The following is a 21,260-nucleotide window of genomic DNA, read 5'->3' as shown; positions in this document are numbered from 1 at the left end:
TGCGGATGCCCGCGCCTTGCGCCGCGCGCGCTCCAGGTTCCGGTACGCGTCGCCGCGGTTTGCTCGGGCCGCGCTGAGACGCATCGAATGTGCATGCGCCAACTTGCGCATCTGATGTCCTGTCGCACCTGCGCTCGCAGCCGGGTTCAGCGGCAGGCGCGATGCGCGCGCGTGTTCGCTCTTCGGCACGCGCGGATCGCGTCCGGACCGAATCACCTTCCAACATGGATTGGATAACGGCCCGGCGCGCGCGCCACAACGCGCGACCTGGCAGACGCTCACGCCTGGGTCTCCGCGATGACCGGCAAGGTGATCAAAAACGTGCTTCCAGCCGGCGAGGTGTTTTCCAGGGAGAGCGTCCCACCTTGATCACGGAGGAGGTCCGCGGACACGGCCAGACCCAGGCCGGTGCCCAGCTCCTTCGGCCGGGTGGTGAAGAAGGGTTCGAAGATACGCGCGCGCACCGCCTCCGGCACGCCATGGCCGGAATCGGTGAAGCGCAACTCGAACTGGCCTCCTGCGCCCACGCATCCCGACAGGGAGAACCTGCCGCCATCGGGCATCGCATGGTCGGCGTTGGCGGCGAGGTTGAGCACCACGAGTTCCAGCTGGGCACGGTCGAACCGGATGCGAACCGCGTGCTCGGGCAGCGTGAGGTGCACCCGGGCGCGGTGGTTGAACAATTGCTTGAGCACCGGCTCCATCTCGCGCAGCGCCAGCACCGCGTCGAATTCCTCCACATGGGCGACATCCTGGCGGCTGAACCCCAATAGCTTCTTGCTGGTGGCCGTGGCCCGGCGTCCTGCCGCCTCCACACCCGCCAGCGCCCGGTGGGTTTCGGCCACGGTGGTGGCGTGCAGGCCCCGGTCCGCGTATCCCAGGATCAGCGCCAGCAGGTGGTTGAAGTCATGCGCCAGCCCACTGGCCAGGCGGCCTACAGCCTCCATCTTCTGGGCGTGCACCAGTTGCGCCTGGGATCGAATCTTTTCGGCGATCTCCAGTTCCAGTCGGTCGCGACTGCGCCCCAGTTCGTTCGCGCGGCGCACCGCCATCTCCAGGCTGTCGCGCAATGCGCTGACGGCGCGGTCAAGAAAGATCGCAATGACCAGGAAAGCGAATGCACTTGCCAACGCGCCGCTGATTGCGAAATACAACGCTTCGGGATGGAACAGGGCACGGGCGGCATCCTGCCACGCGCCCGCACACACGATCAGAATGAGCCAACCGGCCGTTAGCCAGAGGGCCCGGCGGTGCAGCAGCAGGCCGCAGACCAGCACCGGGACGATCTGGGTGGCCTGATGGGCCAGCTGCAGGCGCAGCCCCCAGCGCAGATATGCAACCGTCAGCAGGGCCAGCGTGCCCGCAACGAACAGCGACGCTGCCAGACGGGTGCGGCCCCGCAGGACCACCAGGTAGCAGGTCCATACGAAGCCCGTATTGATAATCGCCAGCCAGACCGCAACCGGATCAAGCGACGCCGCCTGCGGGCCGACGAATGCATAGCCCAGCATCAGCGGCTGGAAGACGCCAGTCAGCACCAGAACGAGCTTGAGCATCGGCGCATTGCGCTCGCGCAAGACCCGGCTCGCTGCGTCCACAGCGGTGCTCATCGTGGCGCCCCAGGATGCACGCGTTCAAACGGAACCGGCGATCCCGACCACTGCGCCGTGTCTGGATCACTCATGCGGTCTTCACAGGGTCGTTCGGGCGCGTTGCACAAGGGTATCCTAGCCCGCCCACCAACCACCGGGTTCACGATGGACCGTGCGCTGCTGCTGTTCTGCTTGCTGGGGATCGGATCCCTCGTCCAGGCACAGACGATTCCTTCGATCAACCCGGACGAGGCACGACTGGCACGCTGCTTCGAGATGTTGCGAAGCAACCCGAAGCAGAGCGTAGAGATCGCGCTGGAAATGCTCGATCGACCGGCGCTGTCACCGCGCGTGGAAACACGTGCGCAAGCCTGTCTCGCGTTTTCTCGGCAGTTGCTTGGAGATCACGCGGGTACCGCGGAAGCGGTCGACCGGGTGCTGGCGATCGCCGACTCCGGAAACCTGGACGAGACCGAGCGGCTGCAGGCGATTGTGAGCATCGCCCCGTTGCTGCAGTTTCTGGGACGCGTCACCGAGGCCCTCGAGCGCCTGACGGAAGCCCAGACGCTGGCCATCCAGCTCGACGATCGCTCTTCGCAGACGATCGCGTTGTTCGGGATAGGCAACGTCCATGCGATCGAACTGGGCAACAACGAACGCGCACTTGAGTACTTTCAGCAGGTGCGTGACCTGGCGCCGCCGGGAACTCGGCTCCAGCTCGACGGCGCCTATGCCCATGCGTATACCCTGATGTTGATGGGTCGACATCAACAGGCGCGCCCCGAGCTCGAACGCCTGCTGTCAGATGCGAACCGCCAGGCACATGGGATAACGGTGCTGAGGGTGCGCAGCCATCTGGCCGAAGTGCAGCGCCTCGACGGCGACATCGCGGGGGCGAGTGCCGTGTTCGAGACGCTGCACGCCGAGCAGCACGCCGTCGGCGATTCTGCAGGCGAAGCCATTACACGCTTGCGTCTGGCCCGCGTGCATCTGCAGACAGGCGAGCTGGACCGGGCGCGCACGCATGCCGAAGCTGCGCTGTCGCTGATGGAGTCAGGCCGGTTCGAGATGGAAACCATGGAGGCGCTGTTGCTGCTTGCGGAAGTCCATGAGGCGGCGGGCGCCCCGGCCGCCGCCCTCCCACTGCTGCGCCGCGAACGCGAGATGGCGGCGGCGCGGACGCAGCGGCAGAACATGGCGCAACTGGCGGTACTTCAGGACAGCATCGACGACATCACCAGTGCGCACCGCAGCGAACGGCAGCGCATCGAACTGGGCCAGGCGAACCGCCGCCGTGATCTGGCACTGGTGGCGTTAGCGATGGTGATCCTGCTGGTCGGCGTGGTCGGTGTCCACCAGCGCAGGACGCATACACGTCTGCGCCACCTCAGCGCGACCGACCCGCTCACCGGCCTGCTCAACCGCCGCGAGATGCTCCGACGCCTCGCCGCCCTGCCGGCGCCGGCTGACGGGCAGCGGATGTTGCTGCTGCTGATCGACGTGGATCATTTCAAGTCGATCAACACCCGGCACGGCCACGCCGAGGGCGATACGGTCCTGGCTGCGATCTCGACGTGGCTCACCGAGGCCTGCGATGCCGGCGATCTGGTGGCGCGCTGGGGCGGCGAAGAGTTCCTGGTGGCGCGGCCGGCCACCGACCTCGACGGTGCGGCCCGCTTTGCGGAACACGTACGCGCGGGTGTGCGGGATGGCAGCGTCGTTCTGGACGACGGGCAGCGCGTGTCGGTCACGGTCTCCATCGGCGCCGCGCCGGTGCCGTTCTTTCCGGGCGATCCGCCGCACCTGCCGGCCGGCATCCGCATTGCCGACAGCGCCCTGCGGGCGGTCAAGGGCAGCGGTCGCGACGGCTGGGCAGTGCTGTGGGGGCATGCGGCCGGGGTCAGCGATGCCACGCTGGCATCGGTTGAACACGACCCGATGCGTGCGGCCGACAACGGCTGGTTGCGCATCCAGTCGAGCCGTGCGCTGCAGTGGCCGCCGCGCGCCCTGGCAGCCGCCGCACTCGGCGACGCGGCGCCCGAATAGAAGAAGCACCGAGTGACGGCGGCCCCGCATGCGACGCGAACCACGGGCCGCATGAGAACAGATCGGCAGGCACTGCCCGGTCGCGGGTGGTGCCGGTTCCCGCGGTGCCGAACAGGTGCCGCGTGGCGCGCCCGCGGTGCCCGGCAGGCGGCGACCGCGGCTGCGCTCACGCGACCTCCAGCACCACCTTGCCGAAATGCTCGCCGCCTTCGAGATACGCATGCGCGGCCGCGGCTTCGGCCAGGGGAAACGTCCGGTCGATGATCGCATTGACGCGGCCTTCGGCGATCCACGGCCAGACCACACGCTCGACCGCCACCGCCAGACGTGCTTTCTCGTCGGCGCTGCGCGGGCGCAGCGTGGAACCGGTGATCACGGCCTGTTTCTGCATCAACTTCATGACGGGCACGTCCAGCGTTGGGCCGCCGAGCGTGGCGATATAGACGATGCGGCCCTTCGGGTTCAACGCATCCAGCGTGGCTGCAAACGTGGGCGCACCGACCATATCCAACGCCACGTCGATGCCGCCGTGTTCCTGGGCGATCGCGCCGAAATCCATCGTCGTGGTGTCGACCGACACATCCGCGCCGAGCGCGTGCGTACGCGCCGCCTTGTCCGCGCCGCGGCTGCTTGCCAGCACGTGGGCGCCGGCGGCCCTCGCCATCTGGATCGCGGCCACGCCGATGCCCGAGGTCGCGCCGTGCACCAGCAACCATTCGCCCGGCTGCAGTGCACCGTGTTCGAACACGTTGGCGTAGACAGTGAACACGGTTTCCGGAAGCGCCGCCGCGTGCGCCCAGTCGAGGCCGTCCGGGATCGGCAGCACATGGCGCGCATCTGCAACCGCGTACTGGGCATAACCGCCACCGCCCAGCAACGCGCAGACGCGGTCGCCTTCTTTCCAGCGCCCGGCGCCCCGCACGATCTCGCCGGCGACTTCGAGACCCAAGGTCTCGGGCGCACCTGGCGGCGGCGGGTACTTGCCGCCGCGCTGGGCAATGTCGGGCCGGTTGACGCCGGCCGTACGCACGCGTATCAGCACTTTGCCATCCCCGGGCACGGGCCGCGGCAGCTGCACCGGATGCAAGGCAGCGGCATCGCCTGTGCCGCCTCGGATGGCGATGGCGGTCATGGTCGGCTCTGGCATGGCAAAAAATCCTTCAGGCGCGAGCGGGGCTCGCAGAAGGCGGCAGCGTAGGGGCGTACGCGTCGCGACCGGGTGTGGCCGTCCGCGGTCGCCACCGCGCGCATACGGCGCGCTAACGCCTGCCCCGCAATCATCACAGCAGCCCATTCATCATCCCTGGCGGCTCCCAGCCTGCTGCCGTGGTGGATGGAACGGGCGCAGGCCCCCTGTAATCTAGCCCTCTACAAGGACGCCAGAATTTCACATGCGACTCGCGGATTTCATTGAAGAAAACGCCGGGGAGATCCTGGAAACCGCCCAGGCGTTCGCCAGAACGCAGGCGCCCGCAGGCATGGAGCTGAGCACGAAGGAACTGCGCAATCATCTGCCGCAGATCCTCAAGGCGATCGTGACCGATTTGCGCAGCGGGCCGCAGAGCAGCAGCGCGCAACAGGCCAAGGCCGAGGGCCGCGCCCTGCCCCAGACGGGTCCGGAGTCGGCTGCGAGCTATCACGGTCGCACGCGTGCGATTGCCGGTTTCGGCGTGAACCAGATGGTGGCCGAGTACCGGGCCCTGCGCGCCTCCGTGCTGCGCCTGTGGTCTGCCGACGAGACGCTTTCGCGGGACTCGATCGAGGACATGGTGCGATTCAACGAGGCGATCGACCAGGCCGTGGCCGAATCGCTGGCCGAGTACTCGACGGAAGTTGAATCGTGGCGGCAGATCTTCCTCGGTGCACTGGGGCATGACCTGCGCGGTCCGCTGACGGCGGTTGTGTTCACCGCGGACGTGCTGGCGGAGAAGACACGCGACACCCCGTACGCCCGTCATGCCGAGCGCATCCGGGCCGGCGCCGAACGGATGTCGAAATTGCTCAGCGACCTACTGGCCTACAGCAAGAGCAAACTCGGCGCCGGCATGGTGCTGGACCGGCAGCTGTGCGACCTCGGCGATGCGCTGGTGGACGAGATCGAACTGCTGCGCGCCGCGCTCCCCGGTACCGCGATCCGGTTTGGCGCCTCGGGCACCACCCAGGGCCGGTTCGATGCCTCGCGCCTGCGCGAAGCGCTGCACAACCTGGTGACCAATGCCGCCAAATACGGCGATGCAGGCTCGGACGTGTGGGTCGACGTCGAGGGCGATGCGGATCACGTGCGCCTGTCGGTGCGCAATGCCGGCGCCACGCTCACCGGCGACGACCTGCATGCGATGTTCGACCCCCTGCGACGCGGCGCGAAGAACGCCTCGACCGGCGAGCACATGAGTCTGGGTCTGGGTTTGTTCCTGGTGCGCGAGATCGTGACCGCGCACGGCGGCAAGGTCAGCGCTGCGTCGGCGGAGGGTTTCACCACGTTCCTGATCGCATTGCCGCGCGACGCATAAGGCGTCGCCGCTCGGCGCCTGACTCCCGCTCCCGCCAGCCATGCCGACAGGAACGCGGCCCCGTCAGTCCGGCGAAGCGTCCGTTGCGCCGAGCTGCACGCCGAGCACGCGGCACAGCTCGCTGTTGGGCATCGCCTTGCCATACAGCCAGCCCTGCATGCGATGCACGCCGGCCGCATTCAAGGCCTCAGCCTGCGCGGGAGTTTCCACACCCTCGGCAATGACCTCGATCGCGAACGCCTCGGCCAGACCGATGACCGCCCGCACGATCGCCAGATCCGCCGCGCTGTCGGGCATGCCCTGGACGAACTCGCGATCGATCTTCAGCGCATCGACCGGCAGCCGCTTGAGGTAGACCAGGGAGGCATAGCCGGTGCCGAAGTCGTCGATCGCCACCTGCACACCGAGCGCGCGCAGCGGCCGGAGGATCTCGAGCGCATGGTCGATGTCGCGCATGAGCGTGGTTTCGGTGAGCTCCAGCGTCAGGCGCGCGGGATCGAGCCCCGATGCCTCCAGCGACGCCTGGACGTCTTCGACCAGACCGGTCTCGTCGAACTGCCGCGCCGACACGTTAACCCGTACGCCCGGCGCCGGCTCGCCCGCGCGCGCCGGCCAGGCCGCGGCGTCCTGGCAGGCCTGACGCAGCACCCAGCGTCCGACGGCCGGCATCAGTCGCGACGGCTCCAGCACGCCGATGAACTCGGCCGCAGTCCGCAGCGCACCGTCGACGCGCCAGCGCAGCAGGGCTTCGGCTGCGACCCACTGCCCGAGGGCCGTGTCGTACTCGGGCTGGTAGTGCACCTCGAATTCGCCCCTGGCGAAACCATCACGCATCGCGCGTTCGAAGCGCAGCGCCTCCAGCAACGCCGCGTGGTGTTCGGTGTCGTAGACGGCGTGGCCGAACCGCCCGGCGGCGCGCGCCTGCGCAGCCGCTTCCTCGCCCTGCTGCAACAGCAGCAAGGGATTCCGGGCGCCGGCCTGCTCGGCGACCGCGATGCCGATGCTCGCACCGGGCTCGAGATCGGCATGTGGCCAGTCCATGGATTCGAGCATGCCGAGGATGGCTTCCGCCAGGCGGATCACCGTGCGGTTCGAGGCATGGGTGCTGACCAGAAAGCTGAAACCATCGACGCCGGTCCGGGCGAGTTCGGTGTCGACGCCCATCATCGGCCGCAGCACCTGGGCGATGCGTCCCATCACCGTATCCGCGCTCGGTGCGCCGGCCGAACAGCCGCGTCCGCTGCTCACGTCAACCTGCACGTGGACGACCGCCAGCAGTTCGTGCCGGCGGGACGGGCCGTCGAGAAAGCGCTGCCGGATCAGTTCGATCATGTAGGCGCGGTTGGGCAGGCCGGTGGCGACATCGTGCAGGCGCAGATGCTCCACTTCGGCCTCGGCCCGCCGCCGCCGGGCGATCTCGAATGCCATCGCCACGTAATCGCCCATGCTGGCCGCGAATGTGGTTTCGGCCCGCGACCAGATGCGCGCACCGGCCAGGTTTTCGTGGCAGACAATGCCCTGCAGTGCGCCGCCAACGAACGCCGGCGCATCGAGCACGCCATGGATGCGATGCCGCTGCAGATAATCGCGCAGGGCCAGATGCGACCGGGCCATCCACGCGTCGCGTTCCAGCGCCGCAACTTCCAGCGTGCGCACGTCGTCGAACGAGGCGATGTAGTCGTCCTCGTCCAGTGGCAGCGTCTCCAGTGCGTCAGGGGCAATGTCCTGCCCGGCAATGGCGTCGTAGGCATGCAGGCACCGCAGGGCGCGTGCAGGGGCGTCGTAGCGCCACACGCTGACGCGCTCGATCTGCAACGCGCTGGCGGCGGTCTTGCAGATGGCCGCAATGGCCGTCTCGAACGTGCAGTCGGGACTCCAGACCGTACGCGTCAGCGCGACCAGCGCGCGGGTGAAGCGTTCGCCCGCATCGGCGTCATCCGACTGCGCGGCCGACGCCCGGGCAGGCCTGAACATCTGCAGCGTCACTGGCCCCCCCTCGCTTGCCTCGATGCGTGATGGAGACATCCCGTGGATGTGCCGAACACGCGTTCCGCACAGTACGCCCAAAAGAGACCCGTCGTGGCAATCGGCAGACACCTCCACACGAAGGCTGCAGCCCTCCCGCCGACCGCCGCACAGGCGTGCGCAGCCACGCATTGCAGCCTGCCGATGCCCGCCCTGTGCGCGTGACTGCGACTGCCATGTCACAGGAGACGGCGCAGCGGCAGCCGTCGCGATTTCGCGGTGGGCGGAGGGGCATCCGGGTCCCGCCGGGTCAGGCGTCCTGCGCCTCGTATTCGCGCAGGAATGTCTCCAGCGGCACGAGCGCCTTCGGTGGCAGGTCCGCATCCAGCACCGGCGCGGCATCGCGCCGCGCGCGGAGCCAGCGCGTCATGAACCGCCTGGCCTGCAACGACGAGGCCGCCGTGCCGGCATGGGTCCGCCGCCGCCACGTCAGCCAGTAGCGCCCGCCCGGATACACCGCGCCGACCGTCTTGCCGCGCCAGGTCAGCATGACGACGCCGGCACACGCGGACCATGCATAGAGCGCCGGCATCGGCCGCAGCGGCCGACGGCGCACCGTGATTTCTTCCCGCAGCAGGGGATTGCACTGCCAGTCCATGCAGGCAGCATGTCGCGCGGCGCGCTCAGCGGATGAGACGCGCGACGCGGCCAGCTGCAGATGACCTGGAACAAGTGCCTGTGAGGGCCGGCGACCGCGTGGTGTGCCGGGTTCCCCTGTGCCACCGCAGGCATATTCCCGCTACCGGATGCGCGCGCGACCCTGCGCCCACGGCTTCCCGCGAACGCGGATGATGCCCGGCGTTTGCCGGACATCACCCGCGACGGCCTCGAAGACGCCGCGTGTACGCGAAGGCAGCCGGATCAGTAACTGCCGACGAAGTTGATGTAGAACCCGCGATGGTCGTAGTCGAAATCGGTGAGGTCGTCACTGAAGTCGGTGAAGTTGTAGCCCACGCCGACGCGGAAGTTGCGGCCGATGTCGCGATCGACGCCCGCCATCCAGCCCTGGCGGGTGCCGCCGTTGTCGACGTCGAGCCAGCGGTATTCGGCCAGCGCGTGCCACTTGTACAGCAGCTCGTAGCGCAGCTGGCCGGCGGCGAACGTTGTCGCCGAGTCGAACCACTCGCCCGTGCCTCGACCAAAGCGCGCCTCGCCTTCGCGGCGTGCGAGCTTGCCGGCCACTTCCCAGCGATCGTCGATTCGGTAGACGCCTTCGAGCGACAGCACCTGCGACCGCTGGTCGTAGTCGGCGCCACCAATCTGGCCCAGCGTGGCCAGGTCGTACAGATAGGTGTAGCGGCCGAACAGCCCCCAGCGCGAGCCGTCCCACGGCCGGTAGGCGAAGCCGAGGTTGCTCTCGATGAACTTCGCACTCGCGGCCGGATTCAGATCGTCCTGGGTATCGGCGTAGTTGAAGCGCGCGGCGACGCGCCAGCTTTCGTTGAGGCGATGCTGCACGCGGTTGGTGGTGATCCACTGCGTGCGGCGTTCCGCGCCGGTGTCCTCGCGCCACTCGATCTTGCTCTGCCAGTCGGTCGCGCCCGAGGTGCGACCGCCCGAGAGACTGACCGCGCGCCGGTCCACCTGCCCGCCGTCGCGATTGGTCAGTTCGCCGTCCGACAGCGTCAGGCCGAGGTTCCAGCCCACCGCCGGATAGAAGTCCATGCCGTAGGTGTGGGCCAGGCCGGACTCGTTGCGCGACTTGAGGAACTGGCTCTCGTTGAACACGTTGACCTGGTTCGACAGGCGCCAGCGCTGTCCCAGCGTCCAGCCGTTCTGCTGCGCGCGGTTGAACAGCGGGTCGTACTCGGTGGCGTCGGTCGAATAGGTATAGGCGCCATAGAAGCTGTGCTGCGCGGTCAGGCGGTACTCGCCATTGACCTGCGCGGCGTCACCGCGGTCGCCGGTTGTGACCTCGGCGCCGACGTTCGACAGGTTGGCGAAGTTGTAGCGGCCACCGAGGGTGTAGGCGTCGTTGTCGACATAGCCGCCGTCGTCGTCGAGCGTCCACTGCGCGGTGCCGTAGACATCCAGCGCAGTCCCAAAGCGCTGCGTGTAACGCAGCGCGCCGAGCGTGCCGGTGGCATCGCCGCCGATGCGGCCTTCTTCCACGCGCCGCAGCTCCGCCGCGAGCGTGCTGACATCAGACAGCCGCCATTCGGTGGTCGCCTGGGTCTGGGTCAGCGTCTCGGCGCCGCGCTCGGCGCGGCTGTGACGTGCGTAGACGCCGACATCGCGACCGAACTCGCCGAGCACCTCGACGCCGTACTCCTCGACATCGGCACCGATGTCGAAGCGCGCGACCGAGAAGCCGCCGTCGACGCGGCGCCACCAGGCCCCGGTGCTCCAGTCGCTGGTCGTCCAACCCAGCTCGCGAAAGTTCGCCCGGGCTTCCACCGCACTGGCTTCGCCGTCGCGCGGGCCGACCGGATTGAGCTGGGTGAAGGTGAAGCCGCCATTGTCGGAGAAGAACACCGGTGCACTGGTGGCTTCGGTGCGGCTGTGCTCGAGCTTGAGATAGGTGCCCTTGCCGGCCTGCAAGGTGATGTCGGCCGACATCAGCGTGTAGTCCTCGCCGGCGCGGCTTTCGTCGACCCACGTGGCGCCGACGCCGACATGGTCACCGAACCAGTGCTTGCCGCGCACGCCGGCGGTGATCTCGTCGGGGTCGAATCCGTTCGGCACCCACTCGTAGTCGACGATCAGGCGCTGCTCGAAACCGTCGAGCGGCGCGTCGCGGGTAATCGTCGGCAGGTTCTCGCGCGTGATCTGGGTCAATGCACGCGACAGGGTGATGCGGCCCTGCAGTTCGTTGATCTCGTAGTCGGCGCCGCGCAGCAGCACGGTGCGCGCCTCGACGCGACCGGTGGTCGGATCACGGACTTCCACCACGACCTGCTCCGAGCCGGGCAGCACATCGGTGTGACGCAGGTAGTACAGGCTGGTGCCGGTGCCGACGAACTCGCTGTGGCCCGGCGCGGTCTGCGCCTCGGACACGAATGCGCGCAGCTCGGTGCCCGGGTCGCCCCAGACATTGGACTGGCGCGAGCGCCATGCCAGCGCCGCGCCGTAGAGCGCACGCTGGTACTGACCGTACTCGGTACCGGTGAGGCCGGTCGAGAAGTTGCCCCACAGCGCCTGGTTCTTGTCCCAGTCCATGCGCAGGTAGAACCGGCCCATGGTGTCGACATCCCGATAGGTCGTGGAGTCGTCGCCGTAGGTCGGGTAGTACAGGTCCGGATCGACGCGGCGGAAGATGTCCTGCGGGTCGGCCGAGGTGAAGCCGTCGAACAGATCGCTGAGCGGCCGGTTCTGGGTGTCCGCCTGCGCGGTGATCAGGTACTTGCCGGCGATCTTGCCCTTGCCGTAGAACGCCAGGCGGCCATCACTGAGGATGTCGTTCTCGCGGCCGGCCAGTGCCATCTCGCGGCCGGGGCCGCTGGCCTTGTTCTGGAACACGGTGACATCGGCGATGCCGACGCCGAAGAAGTAGCGTCCGCTGACATCGACATCGAGTGCGTGCGTGGCGACTTCGCCGCCACGGCCGCGCAGGCCGATATCGAAGCGGTGCTGACCGACCGGCATCAGGTACTCGGCGACGAACTTGCGCTCCAGGTCGACCGGGTACGGCTCGCCATTGATCAGCAGCGACTGTCCCTCCGGCAGATTGCGGCCGGTGATGCGCACGCGCGAGCCGTAGACGGGAATGTTCTGCTGGCGCAGCCCGCTGCCCGAGAACACGTTGTCGACCAGTGCCTGCGTTTCCGCCTGCTCAGCGCCCAGGGCCAGGCCCAGTCCACGCTCGGTGCTCTGGCGCAGCGTCTGCGCGCCGCGCTCGGCTTCGGCCGGCGTCACCAGCTGCAGGCGCTGGACGAAGGTCTCGTCGAAGTTGCCGGCCGCGTCGTAGGCACGCAGCACGTACACCAGTTCGTCGCCCGCGCGGTATTGCCGCCCGGCAGGCAGCGCGCCGTCCCATTCCGCAACGGCCACCGCGGTACGCGGCAGCGCGAACTGCGCGATCGGTTCGATCAGGTCCGCGTCGGCGGCGCGATAGAGCGTCACCTCGAACCGGTCGACGAAATCGATGTAATTGCTGCGCGCGAAGAAGCGCACCGGCCGGGTGATGCGTCCGTCCTCGAACGGCACCATGGTCGGCGCCGAGACCGAGAGCTCCGGCAGGCCGAGATTGGGATCTTCGGTCGCCCAGATCGCGCCGCCGCCCGGCAGCTGCACGGAGAACCGGCCCATTGCGGTCGCCCGGCCCGGCTGCTCCAGCGCCAGGCTGACGCGGCGATCGGGCTGCAGCGCCTGCGAGGACGAGGCCTCGCTGGTGCCCTGCGTGACCGGCTGGTCGTAGCTGCGTGTCCGCAGCCGGAACAGCAGGTCACCTTCGCTGCGGCAGCCGTCGGCGTCGCAGTCCATGGCAGCGGCGCCCTCATCCGCCGCTGCACCCGTAGCAGCGTCCTGCGCCACCACGGTGGTGGATGCCGCGCCGGCCAGAATCGCCAGCAGCGCTGCGTCGAGCAGCTTCCTCTTCATAATCCGGTCCCCTTTCACTTCCGCGCCTCCCCGACAGAAGCCGCCGGATCCCTGCTTGTTTCCACCCGGGTCCTGGCCCGGACTTGTGGGCTCAATCGCCCCGACAGTGCGTTGAACACCGACTGCGCACGGCGCAGACCGAGCTCGACGTTGTAGGCATGCGAGCCGCGCACATCGGTGTGGCCCACGATGCCGACCATCCCGCCGCCCAGTGCTTCGAGGCGACGCGCGACTGCATCGAGCAGCGCCTCGAACTCGGGCCGGATGTCCGACTTGTCCGTGTCGAAGAGCACCGTGCCCAGCAGCACGCCACTGTTGTCGACGCCGGCCACCAGCGCGTGCGGATCGTCGACCTGCGTGCGCAGTTCGACGCGCAGCGCCTCAGCCGCCGCCGGGGTGATCCGCGCCTGCAACGCATCGCGCACAGCAGCGGCGCGGGCGAATGCGAGCGCTTCGTGCTCGCCCTCGCCGGTGACCACCACTTGGCCGCCGCGGTAACGCTCGATCTGCCCGGCCATCGCCTCGATCGCCGGCAGATAGGCCTCGCGCAGTGCACTGCTGTGCGGGGCGAAGAACACCTCGCCCAGCTCCAGCTCGACCACCTCGCTGCCGCCCTGCAGTTCGACCACCGGCAGTCGCACGCCGAAGTCGAAACGCACCGGCAGGCCCGGGGTGACGCGACGCACCAGCGGATTGGCCGTGGTGAACTCGGTACCCGGCGGCAGCGTGGACGGATCCACCTTCAGGATGAAGTTGCGCCCGTGCATCGCATTCCCACCCGGCACGTCGACCAGGTGATAGCGGCCGTACTGGTCGGTCTCGATCAGCAGACCTTCCACCGACGCGATGCGCACGCCGGGAATGCCGCGCTCGTCGATACCGGCATTGCCGATCACGTATTCGACCAGCACGCCCTCGCCGTCCTGCGACACGCGGCGGGTGACGACCGGCTCGGCGGCCGACAGTCCCTTGGCCACATCGCCGCTGCGCTCGAGGCGCGTGCTGCCGTCGGCGGCCATGTACAGCGTGGCGCCATCACCACTGGTCAGCGCGAAATCGTCGGTGAATGCCGCGTTGCGCAGACGCTGACGGATCACGACCTGGTGCGTTTCGACCGGATCGGCCACCGACTGGCGGCCGGGAATCGTGTCGAGCGCCACACCATGCAGCAGCGGTGCGCTGGCATCGGCGAGCGGCTGCGGGCCGTCGCCACGGTCGATCGTGGTCGAACCGGCGATGTAGGCACCCGGTGCGAAACCGCCCTGCACACGCACGCCGCGCAGTGCCGCGCTCGCCTGCCAGCCGTCGCCGTTGCGGTCGTCGAACACGGTGCCGAACACCAGGCTGTCGTCGAGCAGCGGATCGAACGCGGTCTGGACCTGGGCGGTGGCGATGTTGGACAGCGTCATGCCGCCCTCGGTCTGCGCCACCGCCTGATTGACGTGGCTGCCGGCACGGATGCCTGCGCCCACACGCAACAGATAGCTGATGGACGCGGTATCGCCTGGTGCGAGATCGAGGCTGGCGATGCGGATCGGGTTGTACCCCGAGACCGCCAGCGCCCGGCCGTCGCTGCTCGCGATGGAGCCATCGACGTAGCTGAAGCCCTGCGGCGGCGTGTCGAGCACGGTCGCCCCGGTGACCATCGCATTGCCCACGTTTTCCACCGTAAGCGTGTAGCGGACCAGATCACCGACCTTGACCTCGCGCACTGCCACCGACTTGGCGATGCGCAGCGGCGCGGCGCCTTCGACCCGGATCGTGACGGTGGCGGTGTCGCACATCGCGGTCGGGTAGGAGGTGTCGCAGACGCGGTAGACGAAGCTGTCCTCGCCGCTGAAACCGAACGCCGGCGTGTAGGTGCAGATGCCGTTCGCGCAGTTGACGATGCCATGGGCCGGCGGCGTTACCACCGTGACCGAACCCGGATCCAGGGGCGCGCCCGTGCTGCTGTCGTTGTCGACCACCACCACCGGTGTCGGCACGCCCGGCTCGGCGGTGCCTGCATCGTCGTCGATGGCCTCGACCACGTTCGGCAGCACGGTGATCGTCACCGTGGCCGTGGCGCAGTTGGTCGGATTGTTGATCTCGCAGATCTGGTATTCGAAGCTGTCCTCACCCGAGAAGCCGGGGTCGGGTGTGTAGACCACCGTGCCGTCGGGCAGGATCACGATGCGGCCGTTGGACGGCGGCGTCACCTCGACGATGGTGATGTCCTCGACATCCACCGGTACGCCGTTGAGCGTGTCGTCGTCGAGCACTGGAATCGTGACCGGCGTGTTCTGCTCGGTGACCGCACTGTCGTCGACCGCAACGATCTCAGGCGCTTCGACCACAACCGTCACCGTCGCGGTGTCGCAGTTCGACGGATTGAGGATTTCGCAGATCGTGTATTCGAACGTGTAGCTGCCCGCCGGGGTGCCCGGCTCGACGCCCACCACGCCGGTGGTCGTGTCGATGACGATGCCCGGCGGCAGCGTGCCGACCGTGATCGTCACCGTGTCAGGCGTCGCCGGCACACCATTGAGCGTGTCGTTGTCGAGCACGTTACCGACCGACGGATCACCCTCGGCGCCGTTGACCGGGCCGTAACTGTCGTCGTTGGCGACGATCTCCGCCGCTTCGACCACGACGGTCACCGTCGCGGTGTCGCAGTTCGACGGATTGAGGATTTCGCAGATCGTGTACTCGAATGTATAGCTGCCTGCCGGGGTGCCGGGCTCGACGCCCACCACGCCCGTCGTCGTGTCGATGACGATGCCCGGCGGCAGGGTGCCGACCGTGATCGTCACCGTCTCCGGCGTCGCCGGCACACCATTGAGCGTGTCGTTGTCGAGCACGTTGCCCACCGACGGATCGCCCTCGGCGCCGTTGACCGGGCCGTAGCTGTCGTCGTTGGCGACGATCTCCGCCGCTTCGACCACAACGGTTACCGTCGCGGTGTCGCAGTTCGACGGATTGAGGATTTCGCAGATCGTGTATTCGAACGTGTAGCTGCCTGCCGGGGTACCCGGCTCGACGCCCACCACGCCCGTGGCCGGGTCGGCCACGATGCCTGGCGGCAGTGTGCCCACGGTGATCGTCACGGCATCCGGGGTTGCCGGCACACCGTTGAGCGTGTCGTTGTCGAGCATGTTGCCCACCGACGGATCACCTTCGGCGCCGTTGACCGGGCCGTAGTTGTCGTCGTTGGCTTCGATTTCGTAGGGGGTCACGCCCGTGGTGACCGTCGGCTGGCACGCCGCGGACGTATTCCCGGCCGGGCACACCGCCGGATCATCGGTGCTGATCGTCGCGGTGTTGATGATCTGGCCGGCATTCACGTCGGCCTGGACCACCACATAGGTCCCGGTCAGCACACAGCTCGCACCCGGCGCCAGGCTGGCGCAGACGATGCTCGCTGGGGTGATGCGGTCGTCGCGCACTTCGACGTTCGGCAGGGTCACGGTGCCGGTATTGGTCGCGGTGACCGTGTAGGAAAGGGTGTCGCCGAGGGTGACGGTGCCGCTGCCATCCTCGTCCGCATTGCCGGCCAGCACCTTGTTGGTCGCCAGGCTGGGATTGCGCTCCAGCGTCACGTCCTCGTCGTCCGGCGGGCTCGTCGTGGTGCCGCCACCCGGCGGGGTGCCGGTCGCGGTTGCGGTGTTGCGCACTTCGCCGGCGTCGACTTCAGCCTGCGTGATCGTGTGGACACCGGTGCAGGTGGTGCTGGCGCCGGGCGCGAGCGTCGTCGCCGGACACACGGCCGCCGCATCGAGCTGGCTGTCGTCGATCGCGATGTTCGTGATCGTGACGTTGCCGGTGTTGGTCACCAGGAAGCTGTAGCCGATCGTGCTGCCCGCGATGTTGCCGCTCGGCGTGCCGGCGGTCTTGACGATGGTCAGCGACGGCTCGATGTCGAGGGTCACGTCTTCTTCGTCCGGCGGGCTCGTCGTCGTGCCACCACCCGGCGGGGTGCCGGTCGCGGTTGCGGTGTTGAGCACCTCACCCGCATCGACTTCCGCTTGGGTGATCGTGTGCGTACCGGTGCAGGTCGTGCTTGCACCCGGGGCCAGGGTCGTCACCGGGCACACGGCCGCGCCGTCGAGCTGGCTGTCGTCGATCGCGATGTTCGTGATTGTGACGTTGCCAGTGTTGGTCACCAGGAAGCTGTAGCCGATCGTGCTGCCCGCGATGTTGCCGCTTGGCGTGCCGGCGGTCTTGACAACCGTCAGCGCAGGTGCCGCCGTCTGCGTCGGGATCTCGACAGTCGGACGGCAGATCGCCGAGGTCGAACCCGCCGGACAGAGCTCGGGCGTATCGGGCGTCGTGATGACCGCGGTATTGGCGATGGTGCCGGCATCGACGTCGGCCTGGGTCACCGTGTAGGTGCCGACCAGGGTGCAGCTTGCGCCTGCCGCCAGCGGCGCACAGGTGATCGCGTCCGGCGTGATGCGTGTATCGGTGACGGTCACCGTGGGCAGGGCGACGTTGCCAGTGTTGGCGGCCACCACCGTGTAGGTGAGCACGTCGCCGAGCGCGACCGCGCCTGCGGGGGCGGCGCCGTTAACCGCGGTCAGCACCTTGGAGGAACTGAGCGCAGGCTCACCCTCGACCGGGGTCGTCTCTTCGCAATCGTTGCCGGCCGCGGCGCAATCAATGCCGTTGACTGCGACCGTATTGACGATCTGGCTGACCGTCGCGGGCAGCGTGGCGTCGATCTGCACGACGAACGAGAACGCAGTGCTTTCGCCGGGCCGGATGTTGCGGGCCTCGGTGTTCGTGCAGGTGCCGCCGGCGCAGGTGAAATCATCCGCGACTGCGCCGTGGGTGGTGTTGACCGGCGTGGTTTCCACGACGTTACCGGCGAACACCGTGGCCGCCTGGCTGCCGCCGACGTGGCGGATCTCGATGCTGTAGGCGAGCAGATCCCCAGGCGCGGCGGGCGCGCCGGCCGGGACGGTGGCACCGTCGCGGATGATCGACGCGAGAGTCTTGGAGACCCGCAGCTGCGCCGGCGTGATCGCCGGGAAGCTGCACGAGGCCAGATCGCGGCCCGCGCCACTGGTCGAGGTGCCGACGGCGACCATCGTGCCCTGCGCCAGATCCATCGCGTAGTAGGTGCCACCACTGTTGTTGACCACGTACAGACGGCCATCACCGCCGAAGGCCGCGCCGGCGTAGTTCACGCCCACCGGCGCACCGGTGAAGTTCTGCTGGCGGGTGGCGGTGCCCGCGTCGACGTCGACCCGGTACAGATCGCTGCCGGCGACAAGCCAGCCCGTACCGGTACTGTCGAACGCGATGTCGCCGGAATTGAAGTCGCTCGGGGCCACATCGTAGGTCAGCGTGCTTTGACCGTCGACGCGATAGCCGTAGTCGCCATCACGCACCAGTCGATACATCTGCGCGGTCGCGCCGGTGCCGGCCGCCGTCGCCGACGTGATGAGATAACCCACGCCGTCGGCCGTCATGCCGGCACGCGGCAGGTTCGGTGCATTGATCGTCGCGCCCGTTCGATACCAGCCGGGGCTGGTCGGGTGCGTTGGATCGTAGGCCCACACGTCGCCGCCAGTGGCGTTGTGGAACAGCAGGCGGGTCCGACCGGTCGGGTCCACCATCAGGCCGTTGAGGTTGCCGCCAATCGCAGCGTCCAGACCGGTGACGCGGCTGTCCGTCGCCGAGGCCGGCGCGTACTGGTAGATGCCCACGCCATTGACGATGTTGAAGAAACCACCGTCGACAGGGCAGAAATTGACGTCTGCTACTGCAGGCGCGGTGACGCTGACCGTCGCAGACGATGCGTTGTTGGTTTCGTCCTGTTCGCCCACGGTGAGATCCGTGGCCGCGCGATCCACCCGCGCCGAGTTGACGAGATCCGTGCCGACCGCGCTTGCCAGAGGTGTGGCGCGGACCATGATGACGACGCTCGCGCCCGGAGGCAGCGATTCGATGGCGCCGGTAATGACGTACCCGGCGGCGTCGCTTCCGCTGACCGAGGCGGCGATATCGCCGCAGATTGCGCCAGCCTGCTCGTCACTGCAGGTCACGCCCGCCGTCGACACGCCACCCAGGCCGACTGGCAGGGTGTCGGTGAAGGTCGCCGCGGTAGCGGTGTGGGTGCCGTCGTTGCGGATCGCGAGCTGGTACTCGATTTCGGTTCCAGCCGACGCCGTTGCAGGCGCGGTCTTGACGAGCACGAGATCGATGATTCTCGGAATGTTCGAGAACGTGCATTCGATGGCGTCGCCCAGTTCCAGGACATCGACAACCGGTGGCGCGTCCGGATCGTAAGGGCCGTCCGGCAACACCGTGCTGGATCCGGGATTGCCTGGATTGGCGCAGCTGATGGAGCGATCGTATTGCTGCAGGGTCGACACGCTCCCCAACGTCATCCGCTCCGTCAGTGTCAGCGTATTGCCCGGCATCGTCGCCTGGGCGCTGATGTAATCCGAGATGGCGGAAGCGCCCGCCGTTTCAGCGGAAATGACGCTTTGATCCAGCACATTCGTCACTTCGTAGACGAACTGGTCCGCCGCGTTCAGACGACCCTGCGGCAGGGCCTTGCGCAGACGGACACCACCCCAGCGCACGCCAACCGCGAACGCCTGGCCCGCGCCCGAATGCACCTGCGTGATGACCGTGAACGGTGTGGCGGCGTTGCTGATGTCACGGCGGCTTGCGAGCACGGCTGCGTTCGCATTGGAGCTCGGTGTTTCGCCGCGGATGCGCAGGCAATCGATGAATGTGGCCGGATTACACGCAATCGAGCCGGCCGGATTGCCGGTTTCAAACGGGAAACCAAGGTTCTGGTAGGTGCCGCCGCCCGGCGCGGAGAAGGAAGCATTACTGCTCGATCCGATCGCAATCGCCGAAGCTGGGGCAGTACCGAGCCACTCCACGAGTTCCCAGGGCGATCCGCCCGACACGACACCGAAATCGATGAACTCGGGGTTCTGGTTAAGGCGCTCGGCGTCCGCGACGATCAGTTCGAAGGGGACATTGGTGACCTCGGTCCCGTTGGGACGAAACAGCTTGACGTCACGCAGGGTCAGCACCGTGCCGTTGCCGGCTCCGTTCACGCTGTGCAGCACCGCTCCGTTCGGCGTGAGCAGGCGGTAATAGCCGCTGTTACCGCTGAAATTCGAGCCTGTGGGGAAGACAGGCGCCTGGTCAATCCGGTAGACACCATTGCCGCCGTTGACGCCACCCGCCAGCTCCACCGTCATCTGGATCGTGGAGCCGTCCGGCAAACTGAAGGTCCGCTGCTGGCTGTACGGCGTCGCGAGCGATGTGCCCGTCGCGCCGAACTGCAACCAGCAGATCTCGTCGACATGCTCACCGTTCGAATTCGGATTCGACAGGATGCAATCCGCCGTGCGCGCGGTTTGTGCCTGCGCCGGCAGCAGCAGCGCGAGCATGAAGATCAGCACAAGCAATCTGATGAGATCGCGCCCGGCTCCCGGCAGCGCACCCGTGTGGTCCGCTGCAACGCGGCGTGTTCTCTGACTGTTCTGCTGGCGCATGCCCATTCCTTCGTCCCCGATCTGACCGACGCACGCTTGATCCACGCGCGCAGACGCCTACACGCCTCACGGAAGGCCCATGACCTTCCGCCCGAGGCGGTATGCGAGTTCTTGGCTGGCGCCGACCGAGCGGCGCACCCCTAACAACGGGCGGAATTAGACCCAAGACATCGCGGTGAGGCACGCACGCTTCCTCACCGAATCTTGCAAATGGCGCTTCAGGCGGTGGTGGCGCTCAGCGGCTGTGCGGGCCGGTGTGGATGCCACGCGGCTGCGACGTCCGGCGCAGGCGCGCAGGACACGATCGGGGAATCAGGCGTTCAACACGCCAGGACGTAGCCGATGCCACGGACCGTGCGGACGGGCAGCTCCTGTCCCGAGGCCTGCAGACATTTCTTGCGGAGGCGATGGATCAGCATCTCGAGCCGGTGGGGATCGAAATCGTCGACGTCCTCGGCGAGTGCAGCCATCAGCGCTTCGCGCGTCACCGGCTCACGCGGCGTGGCCGCCAGCTCTGCCAGCAGGCGACGTTCCGGCAGGCTCAGTTCCACGGCGCGGCCGTCGGGCAGCAGCAGTTGCCAGCCCTGCGCGTCGAGCGTCCATCCCGGGCGCGCTGGACCGGACTCTCCGAACTCCAGTCGGCGTTCGAGATTCCGCAACGTGATCACCAGCTCGGCGGAGTCGATCGGCTTGGTCAGATAGGCGTCCACGCCGGCCTCCAGCCCTCTCAGGCGGCTGGACGGAGACGCATGGCCGGTGAGCATGACCAGGCCGACCTTCGGCGCCGCCTTGCGCAGATGACGCGCTATCGCAAAGCCGTCGTCGTCGGGCAATCCGACATCGAGCAGGATCAGATCGAACGGCGTCGCCACCAGATCGCGGTAGAGGGCCAGGGCATTCGCCATGCCCACCGCTTCGAACCCCTCGCGATGCAGCAGCGGCAACAACACCTCTTCCCGCAACTCGTCATCGTCTTCGACCACTGCGACCCGGGTCCGAACCACCTCAGCGCTTTTCACACGTGTGAGCCTCTACAGATCTGC

General features: G+C 67.8%; 9 protein-coding genes. 2 read left to right on the top strand and 7 right to left on the bottom strand.

The window, feature by feature from the left end:
* Positions 1–278 precede the first annotated feature (278 nt).
* Positions 279–1,277, bottom strand: a complete 999-nt coding sequence (locus J2X52_RS02945) for an ATP-binding protein (protein WP_310148404.1) — start codon at positions 1,275–1,277, stop codon at positions 279–281.
* A gap of 21 nt (positions 1,278–1,298) precedes the next feature.
* Here J2X52_RS02945 and J2X52_RS02940 point away from each other — a divergent pair, with 21 nt between their 5' ends.
* A complete protein-coding gene (locus J2X52_RS02940; RefSeq protein WP_310148401.1) occupies positions 1,299–3,638 on the top strand; it encodes a diguanylate cyclase in 2,340 nt (779 codons plus the stop codon).
* Positions 3,639–3,804: 166 nt separating this feature from the next.
* Here the strand turns inward: J2X52_RS02940 and J2X52_RS02935 are convergent, their stop codons facing one another.
* Positions 3,805–4,785, bottom strand: coding sequence for an NAD(P)H-quinone oxidoreductase (locus tag J2X52_RS02935; RefSeq protein WP_310148398.1), 981 nt, complete (start codon positions 4,783–4,785; stop codon positions 3,805–3,807).
* Positions 4,786–5,029: 244 nt separating this feature from the next.
* On the opposite strand from J2X52_RS02935, the gene J2X52_RS02930 reads away from it, so the two are divergent.
* Positions 5,030–6,148: a sensor histidine kinase gene (locus J2X52_RS02930; RefSeq protein ID WP_310148395.1), complete on the top strand. Its 1,119-nt coding sequence runs from the start codon at positions 5,030–5,032 to the stop codon at positions 6,146–6,148.
* Between the two features lie 63 nt (positions 6,149–6,211).
* On the opposite strand, the gene J2X52_RS02925 is transcribed toward J2X52_RS02930, so the two are convergent.
* The 5 genes from J2X52_RS02925 to J2X52_RS02905 form a co-directional block, all read right to left on the bottom strand.
* Entirely contained in the window at positions 6,212–8,134 is a 1,923-nt protein-coding gene (locus tag J2X52_RS02925; protein WP_310148392.1) for a sensor domain-containing phosphodiesterase, read from the bottom strand.
* A gap of 289 nt (positions 8,135–8,423) precedes the next feature.
* A complete protein-coding gene (locus J2X52_RS02920) occupies positions 8,424–8,771 on the bottom strand; it encodes a hypothetical protein (RefSeq protein ID WP_310148390.1) in 348 nt (115 codons plus the stop codon).
* A gap of 263 nt (positions 8,772–9,034) precedes the next feature.
* A complete protein-coding gene (locus J2X52_RS02915) occupies positions 9,035–12,712 on the bottom strand; it encodes a hypothetical protein (protein WP_310148387.1) in 3,678 nt (1,225 codons plus the stop codon).
* A gap of 14 nt (positions 12,713–12,726) precedes the next feature.
* Complete coding sequence (locus tag J2X52_RS02910; protein ID WP_310148833.1) at positions 12,727–20,124, bottom strand: Ig-like domain-containing protein; 7,398 nt, start codon at positions 20,122–20,124, stop codon at positions 12,727–12,729.
* Between the two features lie 413 nt (positions 20,125–20,537).
* Positions 20,538–21,200, bottom strand: coding sequence for a response regulator transcription factor (locus J2X52_RS02905; protein ID WP_310148384.1), 663 nt, complete (start codon positions 21,198–21,200; stop codon positions 20,538–20,540).
* Between the last annotated feature and the right edge of the window lie 60 nt (positions 21,201–21,260).

The sequence above is a fragment of the Luteimonas sp. 3794 genome (assembly GCF_031456825.1).
In the GTDB taxonomy this organism is placed as follows: domain Bacteria; phylum Pseudomonadota; class Gammaproteobacteria; order Xanthomonadales; family Xanthomonadaceae; genus Luteimonas.
This window is presented reverse-complemented; position numbering and strand designations above follow the sequence as displayed.

Bases quoted from the DNA above. Each gene is read 5' to 3' on its own strand.
- J2X52_RS02920 (WP_310148390.1), bottom strand. From the start codon at position 8,771: ATGGACTGGCAGTGCAATCCCCTGCTGCGGGAAGAAATCACGGTGCGC.
- J2X52_RS02935 (WP_310148398.1), bottom strand. From the start codon at position 4,785: ATGCCAGAGCCGACCATGACCGCCATCGCCATCCGAGGCGGCACAGGC.
- J2X52_RS02915 (WP_310148387.1), bottom strand. From the start codon at position 12,712: ATGAAGAGGAAGCTGCTCGACGCAGCGCTGCTGGCGATTCTGGCCGGC.
- J2X52_RS02940 (WP_310148401.1), top strand. From the start codon at position 1,299: ATGGGCCAGCTGCAGGCGCAGCCCCCAGCGCAGATATGCAACCGTCAG.
- J2X52_RS02930 (WP_310148395.1), top strand. From the start codon at position 5,030: ATGCGACTCGCGGATTTCATTGAAGAAAACGCCGGGGAGATCCTGGAA.